The sequence below is a fragment of the Brevibacillus fluminis genome, from assembly GCF_003710825.1.
GTDB classification, from domain to species: domain Bacteria; phylum Bacillota; class Bacilli; order Brevibacillales; family Brevibacillaceae; genus Brevibacillus_D; species Brevibacillus_D fluminis.
In genome coordinates, this window is record NZ_RHHQ01000004.1 from 354,984 (window position 1) to 369,736 (window position 14,753).

Below are 14,753 nucleotides of genomic sequence, written 5' to 3' on the forward strand. Positions count from 1 at the left end.
ATTACTCCTTTTCTTCCGTTTCTTTTTCTTCAATCAGCCCGGCAAACAGCGCATGGACGAATTGCTCCGGATCGAATGGCTGCAAGTCATCCATTTTTTCACCCAGACCGACGTACTTCACCGGAATTTGCAGCTCATTGCGTATCGCGATGACGATACCGCCTTTCGCCGTTCCGTCGAGCTTGGTCAACACAATGCCTGTTACGCCAGCCGATTGGCCGAACGTTTTTGCTTGTGACAGCGCGTTTTGGCCGGTTGTCGCATCCAGTACAAGGAGAACCTCATGAGGTGCATTCGGAATTTCGCGCTGCAGCACACGGTACACTTTGTTTAGCTCTTCCATCAAGTTGACTTTGTTTTGCAGACGGCCAGCCGTATCGCACAGCAAAATGTCTGCGCCGCGCGATTTGGCTGCATGTACGGCATCAAAGATCACCGCTGCCGGATCAGCGCCCTGCGAGTGCTTGATCACTTCGACGCCGACGCGATCGCCCCACACTTCCAGCTGTTCGATCGCTGCCGCGCGGAACGTGTCGCCTGCCGCCATGATGACCTTTTTGCCCTGCTGCTTGAACATGTGTGCCATTTTGCCGATCGTGGTTGTTTTACCCACGCCATTGACGCCGACAAACAAAATCACGTTCAGGCGGCCAGTCTCGACATTCAGCTCTGTACTGGCAGTGTTATCGTTTTTCAGCAGATTGACCAGCTTCTCGGACAAAATCGGCTGCAGGTCAAGCGCATTTTCGATTTTATGCTTACGTACCTCAGAGCGTAGCTCATCGATCAGCTCCATGACGGTATTGACGCCGACATCGGCTGCGATCAAAATCTCTTCCAGCTCTTCAAAGAAATTTTCATCCAGCTTTTTATAGCGGCGAACCAGATCTTCGACCTTTTCCACCAGCAAATCGCGGGTTTTGGCCAGACCGTCGGTAAACTTCTGGGTTACAGCCTCCGATTTTTGCACGATCGCATCTTTTAATCGTTTGAAAAAGCTCATCGTTCACGTTCCTTCCTTTTCATTAAGAGGCGCTTTCTATCATCTTTTTGGTATCTTCCAGCTTAACGGAAACGAGCTTGGATACGCCACCTTCCTGCATGGTGATACCGTACAGCACGTCCGCCGATTCCATCGTCCCTTTGCGGTGCGTGACGCAAATAAATTGGGTTTGCCCGCTGAAATGGCGCATGTACTCAGCAAAGCGGGTCACGTTCGCCTCATCCAGTGCGGCTTCCACTTCATCTAATACGCAGAACGGCACCGGTTTGACTCGCAAAATTGCAAACAACAAGCCCATCGCAGTCAAAGCGCGCTCCCCACCAGAGAGAAGCGCCAGGTTTTGCAGCTTCTTGCCTGGAGGCTGGGCCACGATGTCGACCCCGGTTTCCAGCAAATTGTCCGGCATCGTAAGGATTAGATCGGCACGCCCTCCGCCGAACAGCTGAACAAACACGTCGCGGAATTGCTCGCGGATATCTTCAAACGTTTCTTTGAAGCGACGGGACATTTCCGTATCCATTTCCTCGATGACCTGATAGAGCATGGCTTTTGCTTCCGACAGATCGGCTTCCTGCGAGGAAAGGAACTGCATTCGCTCAAACAGACGCTCATATTCCTCGATGGCACCGAGATTCACCGTACCAAGCGCTGTGATTTTCTGCTTCAAGAGTGCGACTGCCTGCTGCTCTTCGGCAAGCTCGCCTTGTGCCGGATATTTTTGCTTCGCCAGATCATAGCTCAGCTCATATTCTTCGGTCAATTTATTCAATAGATGATCGAGCTCGACGTCGTACCGGTTCGTTTTCACTTCTTCCTGATGGACGGCATCCTCGAGCGCTTTCACTTTTTTACGAATATCTTTGGCGGCAAGCTCCACTTGCTCCAGCTGGCTGTATAGAAGTGCCCGCTCACTGCGGCGTTCGCCAATCAAACCGGCGACCCGATCCTTGTCGGCCCGCAGCTCGGCGATTTTGCTTTCCAGCTCTGCCTCGACCACTTCATTGCTGCCTTCCAGATCGTCGAGCGAGGCCAGCGTCCGGTTCGCCTCCTCCCACTCCGTCGAAAGCGTCAGACGCTGCTGTGTCAGACGATCGACCTGCTCCAGACGAGCACGGTGCTCCTCTGCCGCCTGTGCACAAGCCACTTTTAGGGATGTGATCCGCTGGTTCATCTCTTCTTTGCTCGCGATTTGCGCTTGGCGTTTCGCTTCTGCCTCGGCAATCGTCTGGGACAACAGCTCTTCCTCGCGCGCTAATTCAGCAAGACGCGCTTCCAGCTGTGTGAGTTTGACCTGCGATTCCGCTACTTCTTTTTGGCACGCTTCCTTGTCTTGCTCAAGCATATAGAGTCGATCAGATAGCGTTCGCCCTTCCGAATGCGTCTGCTGGGCCAGGCTTTTCAGCTCCTGCTCCTTAACACGCAGCGACTCCCCTTCGTTGCGAAGTCGTTCTTGCTCCTGCTCCCGCTGTACGGCAAGCGCGCGGTGGGCACGGATCACCGTCTCCTGCTCCTCGATTTGCGCTGCGAGTGCAGCCATGGTCGCTTCCAGCTCTTCTGCCTGCCGATTGCGTCCAAGCAGGTTCGTGGAGTTCTTTTTCAATGCCCCCCCTGTCATGGAACCGCCCGCATTGACAATATCCCCGTCCAGGGTGACGATGCGGTAGCGATAGGAGAAGGAGCGCGCCACACGGTTAGCCTGTTCCAGCGTTTCGGTGACGATCACATTGCCGAGCATGGATTCCACGATCGCCCGGTATGTATCCGAGAACGAGACGAGCTCGCTGGCGATCCCGACTACGCCTTCCGCTTGATCCAGCTTGCGCCGATCCTCTGCGCTGAGCTGTCGAGAGCGAATAACATCGAGCGGCAAAAACGTCGCCCGTCCGGCGTTGTGCTTTTTCAAATAAGCGATTGCTTCGCGACCCGCCGCTTCGTTCTTCACGACGACGTTTTGCAAGGCGCCGCCCAAAGCAACCTCGACCGCCGTTTCGTACCGCTCCGGCACGGTCACCAGCTCTGCAACCGCCCCGTGAATGCCTGCAAAGCCTTTTTCCCGCGCTTTTAAAATCTCTTTAACACCTTGCTGGAAACCGGCGAAATCCGCCTGCATTTCCTTGAGCAAATCAAGGCGAGATTTAGTCGCCTCACGACGTTGTTCCATCTGCTGCATTGTGCGGCGTTGCGCTTCCAGCTCTTGCTGGCCCTGGCGCTGTTCTTCCATAAGCTGTTTATACGATTCCAGTGCGGAAATGATGCCGCGCTCGATCTCTTGCAGCGATTGCTGAATCTGTTCGACTTTTCCGAGACGCGCTGCATCTTCCTCTTCCAGACGGGTATGCTCTTGTGCAAAACGGGCGAGGCGTGCCTCATTGGCTGTGATCAACTGCTGTTCCCGGCGTACTTCATTGCGTTGGTTCGCAGATTGATTCATCGTTTCAAAATAATCGCCTTTCAGCCGGTCGACATCGTCAGTAAGGGCCTGAACCATGCTGGCGAGCTCCGCCTCTGCCTTTGCAAGCAACCCTTCGGTTTCTCGGCGCTTTTCTTTTGCATTGGTTGCCTTGTCCTGCTCAGTCGCAAGCTCGCTGTCTACGTCGCGCTGCTTTTGTGTCAAACGGTGCATCTGCTCCATCGTTTGATTTCGGTTGGATGCAAGGTTGCGCAGCCGTTCCTTCAAAACTTCGCGCTGCCCTTCCACCTTTTCCGTCTCTTCGCTCACTTCAAGCAGTACTTGCTGCAGCTCGTCTAGCGACTGATCCAGTTGGTTGACCTTCAGCTTGGCTTGCTCGACATCCGCTTCTTTTGAAGAAGCTTCTGTTGAATGCGCGATCAGCTCCTCTTTCAGCTGCTCCGCCTTCTTGCTCGCTTCCTGCCACTTCTCATGCGTCAAATCAATTTGCTGCACATATAAGGCAACTTCGCGTTCCACGAGCTGCTGGTGCAATGTTTTATACGTTTTGGCTGTCTCTGCCTGTTCGGAAAGCGGACCGATCTGTTCGTTGATTTCGCTCACAATATCGTGGATGCGCACCAGATTTTGCTCCGTCTCCTCCAGCTTTTTCTGAGCCTCGCGCTTGCGGTTCTTGTACTTGACGATCCCCGCTGCCTCCTCGAAAATTCCGCGTCTTTCTTCGGACTTGGTGCTCAAAATCTCTTCAATTTTGCCCTGTCCAATGATCGAGTAGGCTTCGCGACCGAGCCCGGTATCCATGAACAGCTCCATAATATCCTTTAAACGGCACGAACGTTTGTTAATCGAATATTCACTGTCGCCAGAACGATAGACACGGCGCGTGACCGTCACCTCGGAATACTCCAGATCAAGCGAACGGTCGGTATTATCCAATGTCAACGATACTTCTGCAAAGTTGACCGGCTTTCGCGAATCGCTTCCGGCGAAAATAATATCTTCCATTTTCGCACCGCGCAGCGATTTGGCGCTCTGCTCCCCCAACACCCAGCGGATGCTGTCGGAAACATTGCTCTTTCCGCTCCCATTCGGCCCTACAACGGCGGTCACGCCAGGCACGAATTCGAACTCTGTGCGGTCCGCAAACGATTTGAAGCCGATCAGCTCTAGGCGTTTTAAGTACATGCGTACTCCTCCTACTAGAAACGCTCCCAATGAATCTAGGAGCAAACAAAATCACTTTAACTGTATTATTCTATCATAACCGCGTGTATTAGCGAAGAAGGGCCTTAAGAATCATGCGATATCGACAAGCTGCAATAGGCGCTCGCCAACCAAGAAGACAACAAACACCCGGTTTTCGACGGGTGTTTGTCATTTTTTCTCCTATTCGGTTTTAAACTGATCGATGACGCCAGACAGCTCCTCCGCCACGCCTGTAAGCTCTTGGGCGATCGTGGCCAACTGATGGACCGCACGGCTTTGTTCAACAGAGCCAGCAGCCACCTGCTCGGATGCAGCTGATGTTTGGCGCGTGACATCGGCGATTTGACCGAGATAGTCATCGAATTCTTTGCGGGTTCGATCTAATTGAACGATTGTGCCGCTTAAATTGGCAGCTATTCCTTCGATCTGACTGGAAATGGCACCAAGCCCTTCGAACGATTGCTGTGTTTGGCGGAACGCCTCCCTTTGCTCGCTAACAAGCTGCTTGCTTTCGTCAATTTGCACCGTCATTTCTTCTGTACGCGCTGCGAATGATTGTAAGATCGCATCGATCTGCATGATCGCTTGTGCCGACTGGTCAGCCAGCTTGCCGACCTCATTGGCCACAACTGCGAACCCTTTGCCATGCTCACCGGCACGTGCCGCCTCGATTGAAGCATTGAGCGAGAGCAATCGTGTTTGATCGGCAATTTCTTTTACTTTCAAACCGATGTCTGCAGCATCCACTGACGCCTGACGCAAATGGATCGAGGCAGACTGCAGCTCCTCAAACGACTGCGTGCTTTTATTTCCGCGCTCCAAAAGCGTGCGGAACAGCTCCTGCGCTTCCGTACCCGCACGGGCCAGCTCGACCGCCACATCCTTGAATTGGTCGACGCTCGTCGCAACTTCTTCTACTGCATTTTCAACTACTTTTGATTTTTCCACAGCATTTTCCAGTTGTTCCGTCTGATGAACGGCCCCTGCCGCCACCTCGTTCATGACGCTTGAGAGCTCCTCGCTTTGGGCGAGCGTCTCCTCAGAGATCGCAGCCGTGTTTTGTGAGTGGTCGCGCAGTGCGGCAGCATTCACTTTCACCCGCGTAACCAGTTCTTTGATGCTCTCGATCATCCGGTTGTTGTAATCGCTGATGTCGCCAAGCTCATTGTCGACTGTACGAACCGAACGCACCGTCACATCCCCGCGCGTCACCTGTTCCATGCTCGTCTTAACCGAATTGATCTGTTTGATCATCCGCTCCACAAACAACGTGATGACCGCAAGCGAAACGAGCATAAGCAAGGTGACGGTCGGTATGAGGATGCGCAGCGAGAATCCGCGCATTTGCGCTTCGACTTCATCGACGGTTTGGGCGGAAATGGCTATCGATAAGTAACCGTACGTCTGTGCATCGTTCTTTAATGGAATGACGACGGTAAAATACTTGCCCCATTTTGGATCATCGGTGATGTCGGATACCGAGTAGCCGTTTTGCTTGATGGTCGCGACATCGAGATCATCATTCATGATCGGTTCCCCATAAGGGGCTGCTTGTTCCCGAGGCAGACCGTCGATGATCACGCTCCACTTCCCGTTTACTTGTCCCAATGTATTCAAATACATCGCACCTACGCTCGTCCTCAACTCGTCGAAGCGTGCACGGAGCTGTTCATACTCAGGCGACGCCCCTGATGGATTTGCCAGAAATTTGCGATAAAGATCTGCGTCAATTTGGTTATCGAGGCCTCTTACAATTTTGAGCGCATCTGACTGCAGCGTCGAGAACGCCGTTTTTTTCACCAAATACAAGCCTAGCCAGCCCGCCGCCACGCTCATCGCTACCAGCACAGCAACGACTGTCCACAACAACGATCCTCTCAATCCCATGCGTTTTTTTCTTTTCATGATTGTACGATTTTCCCCCATTTTTTTGTTTTGTAAGTTAACTTTTCCCCTATCTTTTAAAATTCGGCTTTCTACTCGGAATTCTTTACCATTTTTTAAATGAGCATGAAAGTCACAGAACAACAGCAATAACAAATAGGGCTGCATATGGTTCGCAGCCCTTCACATCACTTATTACGTTTGTTACAGTCGCATTACGCTACGCCAGCTCGCCGCCGTCGATCGGAATTTGTTGACCGGTAATGTACTGCGCTTCATCAGAAGCCAGGAAAGCGAACAGTCCAGCTACCTCTTCCGGCATCGCATGGCGCTTGAGCGGAATGTTTTGGTTCACTTTATCCAGCATCTCGGGCGTGTACTCAGCCAATTGCATTGGCGTCAGGACATACCCTGGGCAGATCGTGTTGACGCGAATGGTTGGTGCCAGCTCCAGCGCCATCGTACGGGCAAGGAGGTTCACGCCGGCCTTCGAGGCGTTGTAGTCGGCATAGTACGGATGACCGACAACACCGTTGGTTGAAGCGGTCATCAGGATGACTCCCTTCCCTTGCGCCAGCATCCGTTTGGCTGCTGCCTGCGCGGTGTAGAAAATACCGTCCAGATTCGTGCCAATCACTTTGCGCCACTGCTCGGGTGTAATATCGACAAAGTTGGCTCTCACACTGATCCCCGCATTGGCGATTAGCACATCGACCCCGCCCATTTTGTTGTCGATTGCAGCAAACACGTCGTTGACTTCCTCAGGATTGCTGACATCCACTTTTAACCCGTACGTGATTTCGGGATGCTCTTCCAGCACACCCACCAATCTATCCTGGTTAAAATCCAAGATGGTTACGATCGATCCTTCTGCCGCAAAGCGCAGTGCCGTCGCGAGGCCAATCCCGCTAGCTCCACCGGTAATGACCACCCGTTTATTTTGCAAGCTGTCCACATATTTTCCCGTCGTCATCGTACTACCCCTCCCATACATTTGCGATTCTTTTCCTTAGAAGCGCCTTGCAAAAAGGTTACGTTCCCACTCGCCCACCTGACGGGCATATTTGTCCCATTCCGTCCGCTTCACTTTGATGAATTCTTCCCATATTTCACGACCGATGGCACGAGCCAAAATCGTGTCTTGGCTCAAGCTGTCCATCGCCTCCTCCAAAGTCCGAGGCGCACGCGAGATTCCCCGCTCCTTCATTTCCGTTTCCGTCAGCCAGCTTACATCGTCATTTGCTGGCTCGCCGGGATGAATGCCGTTTTGGATACCAGCCAAACCAGCTGCAACCAGGCAAGCGGATAAGAGATACGGATTGCAGGTGCCGTCCGCTCCGCGGAACTCAAAGCGTCGAGCTCGCCGCTTTTCCGGGATGCGTACCAATACAGAGCGGTTGCCTGCACCGTAGCAAATGTGCGCTGGCGCCCACGTTCCCGGCCGCATCCGTTTGTACGAGTTAATGCTTGGCGCACCGATGGCAATCAGCGATCGTCCGTGCTGCAGTAAGCCGCCGATAAAGTGATATGCTTTTTCCGAAAGGTCGAGCCCGCGTTGGTCGGTAATATCTGAGAACAGGTTCTCGCCCGCCTCATTATACAGGCTCATGTGTACGTGCAGACCGCTTCCGGCCAAATGATCGAACGGTTTCGGCATCAAAGTGCCGACGAAGCCTTGCTTACGTGCGATCTGCTTGAAGAGATGTTGGAATGTCACCTGATCGTCCGTCGCTTTTAACGCTGGCTGGTAGCGCAAGTTGATCTCCAGCTGACCTGGACCGTATTCGCTGGAAATTTGCTCAGTCTTCACATTCATCGCTTCCAAGGAATAGATGAACTCCTGGATGAACTCCTCCTGAATATCCACGCCATCTGTCGAGAAGCAATGGCTGTTGTCGGCAGGGACGAGCTTTCCGTTTTCCTCTTTCAGCAAATATGCTTCCTGCTCATACGCCATGTTCAGTGTGCCGCCCAAAAGCGATTCCACTTCCGCCAGCAACCGCTTCAACGCATTGCGCGGACAGCCGATCCACGGGTCTCCGTTGATGTCGACCAAGTCACACAGCATGCGCGCTGTATTTTTGCGGTACGGAACGATCGCGAACGTGCTCGGGTCCGGTACCGCGAAAAAGTCGCCGTCCCCCGCTTTGTACATCGGATCCGGGATGTATTCGTCAAAAATATCAAAGCTCATGATCGCCGCGCTGAAGTTAACCCCTTTTTCCATGGCATCGCGCAAGCTGGCTGGCCGGATCGTCCGACCACGCGTGACGCCCGCATAATCCAAAAATTCGATGCGAATAAATTCAATCCCTTTATCTTCTACCAACGCAAGAACTTCCGCTTTTGTATACATTGTCTTACTCCCCTTCTTCTAGCCAGTTTAAGGCGAACTGTGTGAAGATCTTGCCGCCGATTGGGATAATTGCTTCGTCAAAGTAGAACTGTGGATGATGGAGATCAAAACTGTCCTTTTCCGACTGCTTGATGCCGAGCCGGAAGTAGGTGCTAGGAACCGCTTGGGCAAAATAACCGAAATCATCGGCTCCCATGGAGGGATGTGGCAGTGTATGCAAATTCGTTTCACCAATAACGCGCGCGGCGCTTTCGGCGAGTCGATGCAAAACGCGGGCATTATTGTTCACAGCCGGATTGCCATCATCGTAAGAAACGTTGGCCTTGCCGCCGTATTGCTGGGCGATGCCCTCCACCAGCTCGATGAACTTGCGCTTGCAGTCGATCCGAACCTCTTCCGTCAGGCTCCGGATCGTCCCGTCCAGCGTCACGGCATCGGCGACCACGTTGCTCGCCACTCCCCCGTTGATTTTGCCAACGTGAATGACAAGCGGTTCGACAGGATTGCTCATTTTGACGCGCAAATACTGCAGAGAACGAATGACTTCGGCTGCGATCGCGATCGCATCGACCGCTTGATGCGGACGCGCACTGTGTCCGCCTTTGCCCATGATGTGAATGGAAAAATCATCGCAAGAGGCGGTTACGCTCCCTTCCCTCACGCCGACGGTGCCAAACGGTAGATGCGGCCACAAATGTAGGGCCACTGCCGCTTCGATCGTTGGCTCCGACAGCACACCGGCTTCGATCATTTTTTTGGCTGCTCCATCCGCTTCCTCACCGGGCTGGAAAATGCAGCGAACCAAACCGCGAAACCGGTCACGATGTTTCCACAGATGATAGACCGCTCCAAGTAAAATCGTCGTATGGCCGTCATGGCCACAGGCGTGCATGACACCCGGGTTTTGGGAAGCAAACGGCACACCGCTTTTCTCCTCGATCGGCAATGCGTCGATATCGGCGCGCAGCGCAATGGTGCGTCCGGTGCCCAATCCTCCGTGAATATCGACGACGACACCCGTCTCACACATAATTTTGCTTGGTATCCCCCACTCATTGAGCGTCCGGACGATTGTTGCACAAGTTTCATGCTCTGAAAACGATAGCTCGGGATGCTGATGAAGCTGCCTTCTAACTGCGTACAAGCGTTCATCGATGGCAGAATCCCACGCCCACTCTGTCCCGATTGACATGTTCGATTGCTCCTTTCACACACGGCTAACGGCTCGTTTGGTCAAGCCCGTCAATCCGCACTAGCCGTTACTGAAGATCCATCTGGATCGGTTTGTCTTTGTACACTTTTGTATGAATGACGATGTAGATAATCCCGAGAGCAAGCCAGATCGAGCCTACTTTGAGCGCAAGCGCGTCCATCGAACTGATGACGTAGCCGATGACGCACATTCCGATAAGCGGCAGAATCAGGTGGCCAAAAATGTTTTTTGATTTTTTTCGGATCATGAAGTGATTGATCACCGTGATATGCAGGATCAAAAAGCCGGTCAGTGCGCCAAAGTTGACCAAATTGGTGAGCACCGGCATCGCATCTTGAAAACCGAGGCTTACCACCATAGAGACAATCGCAACCAAAATCGTGCTGACATAGGGGGTTTGGTATTTTGGATGCACTTTGGCCAGTGCACGCGGTAGCTTTCGGTCACGTCCCATCGAAAACAAAATCCGCGAGATGGCCGCTTGGGAAACCAATGCCGAGGATATGCCCCACGAGAAGACAGTCGCCAAAATCGCTACGGTCTTGAGCCATGCTCCGCCTGCGATCCCAGCTATGTCATAGAACGCGGTGTCCAAATTGTCGAGCGTCGTGCCGCGAGCCAGGTCGCTTGCCACCCATGTTTGGGCGACAAACAAGAAGCCTACTGAAAGGAGAGCTGCCACGCTCGCACGTCCCACAACTTTGTTGCCACCTTTCACTTCTTCTGCCATCGTGGAAATCGCATCAAAGCCGAGGAAGGAAAGTACAGCGATAGATACCGCGCCCATCACGAGATTGATGTTGAAATTTTCGGCATCAAACAGCGGTTTGATCGTAAAGCCTCCACTGCCTTTTCCCGCAAACAAAGCCGTGATGCCCGCGATTAAAAAGATAACGAGAACGGCGAACAGCAGGATCAAGGTATATTTGTTTGCTTTTGCCGTGAACTCAACCCCGCGAATGTTGATAAAGGTATTGACTGCGATAAACATGACAATCCACAGCCACCCCGGCACGCCAGGCACAAGGGCAACCAAGGCGTTGGCGCTCACAACATAGCACAGCGACGGAATGAGGATATAGTCGAGCAAAATCGACCAACCGGAAACGAAACCGACGTATTCATTCAACCCGCGCTGCGCATAGGCGTACACAGAGCCTGCCACAGGGAACGCCTCCGACATTTTGGCATAGCTCAACGCCGTGAAGATCATCCCGGTCATCCCGATCAGATACGCAAGGGCGACCATACCTTTGGAGGCATCCGACACGTAACCGAATACGCCAAACGGGGCGATCGGCACCATAAAAATCAATCCATAGATCAGCAAATCCCAAAAGCTCAGCGCTCGTTTTAATTCTTGTTTATAGCCAAACTCTTCGATCATTCTATATACCCCCTATTGGTACGCTGCTTGATCTATGATTTTGTGCTCGGATAAACCTCTTCAAAATTTTTGTAGAGTACGCCTTCCGCGATGTGATACGCGACATCCTGGTCGATGTAATCGCGTTCAATCCAGCCATCCAACACGCGGGCAAAGCATTCCTTGAACAGATGCACACCCAGCCAGTTCATTTCTGGACACGTAAACGCGTCGGACCCATACATCACCTTGTTGAACGGTGCGAACTCAAACACTTGCGACAAAATACGCTCAACCCCGTGCCCGATAAACGGATTTTGCAGCGAGATGTCCATGTATACATGCGGTAGAATGCTCGTGATAAAGGCCGCTTCCTCTATCCACGGATAACCGCCGTGAACAAGGTGGACTTTTGTTTCCACATGTTTTTTGTCACGCAGCATGTCCAGCAAAAACGATGGACTGGCCTTTGGCAAAATAACTTCGCCATCCCCAACGCCTGTATGGATGTGCATGACCTTGTCGGCGAGTTGGCATTCCTCCATTGCGACATGCAGGCAGTAATCGCGGAGCGCCTTTGCCTTGGCCCGGGAATCACTGCGGAAATGCGGGTAGTCGTCACGGGCTTGTGCCTCATCCATCGGCGCGATTTCCAATCCGCTGCGATAGGCGATAATCGATTTGAGGCCAAGCATATCGTTGTTTTTCAAGGCGTCTCGAAGCTCTGCCCGATACGCTTCGATAAATCCGCCAAAATCAGCATGCTGTTCACGGAGCCGCACCATCACCGGTTCGATGCGGTAAATCTCCCATGAAGGAACGCCTGTCAACTGATCGTAGTCCTCCTTGGAAAGCGGCGGCTGCGGATAGCCGAAATCAAGCAAGTGACCCGCCAGATTGGCGTCCCGGAACAGGCTTTGCGTATAGGCTGCCGGATCGTGTACCAATCGATTGCGGTGGGCGACAACCTCTTCCGCGATTGGCTCGCACGCAAAAAATTTCGCAAGACGCTGTATCGTAATCTGCATGTACATGTTAGTGCCGGGAAACGGTAGCTTCGGGTTCGTACGGGTCGTTTCCTTGAACATATCGGGAATAACGGATAATGAGAGCTTTTGCACAAAGTCCACAACCGACAACGGTGTGGAGGAAAGCAAGTACGGGTGGGCATGAACGTCAATCGCTTTGATGCTGCGCAGGTCTAGAGTCACAATCTCTTCCTCCCTTTTTCGAACTCGTCAAACAGCATTGCAACAGTTATGCCAAACCAGATAACCGCATGATTCCTGGCATTTCGACGTTATTCCACCGAAAAAAATGTTGCATCGAAAAAAAATATTGAAAAATATTTTTCTGAAGATTTTAAATTGAAGTCGTTGTTGAAATAATCGGTTTGAATTTTCACGTTCGCTGTACTATAGTAAAGGGATATCACGGAATTATCGTGTAATTCTGTGAAAGAATGCCCGCATTTGCGAAAATAATTTTTCCATCATAGGAGGGCTCTTTCGTGCCTGATCTTTCCCAGATTGGATTGCGTAAAGTATGGAACGCCTGTTTTGAAAGCATGGCGATCACGAATGAACGCGGCGATGTGCTAGATATGAATCGTTCAGCCATGCGCCTTTTTTCGCTCAGTTCGGTATTTGCCGCCCCCATCTCCATCTTTGAGCTAATCGCTGACATGAGTTTGCAAAAGTATTTCAAACCAGATAAGGAAGCGACCGGCATCCCGGTCTCGTTCGGAACCCAGGAACTTGTCGCCAACGTACTGCCCACCCAGACACAATCCGGTAGCCTTTATTATCTGATCATTCTCAAAAACATCACCCAGCAGCAAAAATTGAAATACCAGCTTCAAGATTTGCATGACACCAAGCTGCTCTACGATGCGGTGCTCGATGAAGTAGACCAGGGGCTTTCTGTCATCAACCACGAAGGCAAAATTCTTTTCTACAATCGAAAAATGGGTGAAATCGAGCTCAAGGAGCCTTCCGCTGTCAAAGGAAAACGCATCTTTGAAGTATGGCCCGGGCTTACGGAGGAGACGAGCACCTTGCTTGCTTCCATGAAGCTGTCAAAGGTGTTGAACCATCGCGAAACACACTTTACCAATACAGGCAAAGCAGTCACCACCTTGACGCGAACCTCCCCCCTTTTGGTGGGCGGCAAAAAGCTCGCAACGATACAGGTGCTAAAAGACATATCCGAGCAAAAGCAATTGGCCGAAACTATCTCCCACCTGCAAAACCAAAAGCCACAGGATGACGGTGAGCCTGCCATGTCTGGCGCCGCCAATCACACGCGATTCGAGTTTAAAGATATCGTGTTCGTGAGCCGCGATATGCGCCAAACGGTCGAGCAAGCAAGACGTGCGGCTCGATCTAGCTCGAACGTTCTCATAATTGGTGAAACAGGTACCGGCAAGGAGCTGTTTGCCCAAAGCTTGCACAACGAAAGCCCGCGGAAAAAGGAACCCTTTATCGCTCAAAACTGCGCCGCCCTCCCTGAAAGTCTATTGGAAGGCTTGTTGTTCGGGACAAGCCCGGGCAGCTTTACGGGCGCGATCGATCGGCAAGGACTGTTTGAACAGGCGGACGGTGGAACATTGCTTTTGGATGAAATCAATTCCATGGGATTAAACCTGCAAGCCAAGCTACTGCGCGTGCTCCAGGAGAAAAAGTCACAGCGTCTCGGCTCGGCCAAAGTAGTGGATGTCGATGTACGCATCATTGCGACGATGAATGAGGACCCGCTGGAAGCGATTCGCAACGGTCATTTACGAGAGGACTTGTATTACCGTCTGAGTGTGGTCAATATCACCATCCCGCCCCTGCGCAAGCGCAAGGAGGATATTCCGGCACTGATCGAATCGTTCATCGCCAAGCATGCGACCGCATTGGGTGTGACAGTCGATGAAATCGATCCGGATGTGTACCAGTATTTGCTGCAATTCAACTGGCCAGGCAATGTCCGCCAGCTGGAGCATGTGATCGAGGGCTGTCTCAATTTGATGTATGATGAGCGAGCCATCACCTTTGAGCATTTGCCCCATTCGTTCAAAGACAATATGTTGCAGAACCTCGCCAGCTCAGGTGAGCTCGCCGCCACAATGTCCTCAGTACCTTTTTCGCTGGGCGGTACGCTGGAAGAACAGGTCGCTTTGCTTGAACGCAACTTAATTATGAAAGCGCTTAAAGAGTCAAACGGGAACATTACGCGCGCTGGAGAAAAGCTGGGCCTCTCGCGCCAAAATTTAAATTACAAGCTGAAAAAATACAACCTGCAGCAATAGGACAAGATAAACGTAACAAT

The 14,753-nt window shown here is 52.1% G+C and carries 9 protein-coding genes; 1 reads left to right on the forward strand and 8 read right to left on the reverse strand.

Annotation, left to right across the window (positions count from 1 at the left end):
• Nucleotide 1: 1 nt before the first annotated feature.
• The 8 genes from ftsY to EDM56_RS04005 all read right to left on the reverse strand — a co-directional run bounded on the left by ftsY (nucleotide 2) and on the right by EDM56_RS04005 (nucleotide 12,649).
• On the reverse strand, nucleotides 2-1,003 hold the full coding sequence (ftsY, locus tag EDM56_RS03970; protein WP_122916580.1) for a signal recognition particle-docking protein FtsY: 1,002 nt from the start codon (nucleotides 1,001-1,003) through the stop codon (nucleotides 2-4).
• A 22-nt stretch (nucleotides 1,004-1,025) separates the two neighbouring features.
• The gene (gene smc, locus EDM56_RS03975; protein ID WP_122916581.1) at nucleotides 1,026-4,598 is read right to left on the reverse strand and encodes a chromosome segregation protein SMC; all 3,573 of its coding nucleotides are present in this window, start codon (nucleotides 4,596-4,598) and stop codon (nucleotides 1,026-1,028) included.
• Nucleotides 4,599-4,799: 201 nt separating this feature from the next.
• Nucleotides 4,800-6,524: a methyl-accepting chemotaxis protein gene (locus tag EDM56_RS03980; protein WP_183192281.1), complete on the reverse strand. Its 1,725-nt coding sequence runs from the start codon at nucleotides 6,522-6,524 to the stop codon at nucleotides 4,800-4,802.
• 199 nt (nucleotides 6,525-6,723) lie between these two features.
• Nucleotides 6,724-7,476 (reverse strand): SDR family NAD(P)-dependent oxidoreductase, encoded by a 753-nt coding sequence (locus EDM56_RS03985; RefSeq protein ID WP_122916583.1) that lies wholly within the window; start codon nucleotides 7,474-7,476, stop codon nucleotides 6,724-6,726.
• A 36-nt stretch (nucleotides 7,477-7,512) separates the two neighbouring features.
• Nucleotides 7,513-8,859: a glutamine synthetase family protein gene (locus EDM56_RS03990; protein ID WP_122916584.1), complete on the reverse strand. Its 1,347-nt coding sequence runs from the start codon at nucleotides 8,857-8,859 to the stop codon at nucleotides 7,513-7,515.
• A 4-nt stretch (nucleotides 8,860-8,863) separates the two neighbouring features.
• Nucleotides 8,864-10,051: a M20 metallopeptidase family protein gene (locus EDM56_RS03995; RefSeq protein ID WP_122916585.1), complete on the reverse strand. Its 1,188-nt coding sequence runs from the start codon at nucleotides 10,049-10,051 to the stop codon at nucleotides 8,864-8,866.
• 67 nt (nucleotides 10,052-10,118) lie between these two features.
• On the reverse strand, nucleotides 10,119-11,459 hold the full coding sequence (locus EDM56_RS04000; protein ID WP_122916586.1) for an APC family permease: 1,341 nt from the start codon (nucleotides 11,457-11,459) through the stop codon (nucleotides 10,119-10,121).
• 32 nt (nucleotides 11,460-11,491) lie between these two features.
• Nucleotides 11,492-12,649, reverse strand: coding sequence for an amidohydrolase family protein (locus EDM56_RS04005; RefSeq protein ID WP_246009249.1), 1,158 nt, complete (start codon nucleotides 12,647-12,649; stop codon nucleotides 11,492-11,494).
• A gap of 299 nt (nucleotides 12,650-12,948) precedes the next feature.
• Between EDM56_RS04005 and EDM56_RS04010 the strand changes: the two genes are divergently transcribed.
• A complete protein-coding gene (locus EDM56_RS04010; RefSeq protein ID WP_246009250.1) occupies nucleotides 12,949-14,733 on the forward strand; it encodes a sigma-54 interaction domain-containing protein in 1,785 nt (594 codons plus the stop codon).
• The last annotated feature ends 20 nt before the right edge of the window (nucleotides 14,734-14,753 follow it).

Excerpts from the sequence above, each read along its gene's own strand:
- ftsY (WP_122916580.1), bottom strand. The coding sequence starts at position 1,003 with ATGAGCTTTTTCAAACGATTAAAAGATGCGATCGTGCAAAAATCGGAG.
- smc (WP_122916581.1), bottom strand. The coding sequence starts at position 4,598 with ATGTACTTAAAACGCCTAGAGCTGATCGGCTTCAAATCGTTTGCGGAC.
- EDM56_RS03980 (WP_183192281.1), bottom strand. The coding sequence starts at position 6,524 with ATGAAAAGAAAAAAACGCATGGGATTGAGAGGATCGTTGTTGTGGACA.
- EDM56_RS03985 (WP_122916583.1), bottom strand. The coding sequence starts at position 7,476 with ATGACGACGGGAAAATATGTGGACAGCTTGCAAAATAAACGGGTGGTC.
- EDM56_RS03990 (WP_122916584.1), bottom strand. The coding sequence starts at position 8,859 with ATGTATACAAAAGCGGAAGTTCTTGCGTTGGTAGAAGATAAAGGGATT.
- EDM56_RS03995 (WP_122916585.1), bottom strand. The coding sequence starts at position 10,051 with ATGTCAATCGGGACAGAGTGGGCGTGGGATTCTGCCATCGATGAACGC.
- EDM56_RS04000 (WP_122916586.1), bottom strand. The coding sequence starts at position 11,459 with ATGATCGAAGAGTTTGGCTATAAACAAGAATTAAAACGAGCGCTGAGC.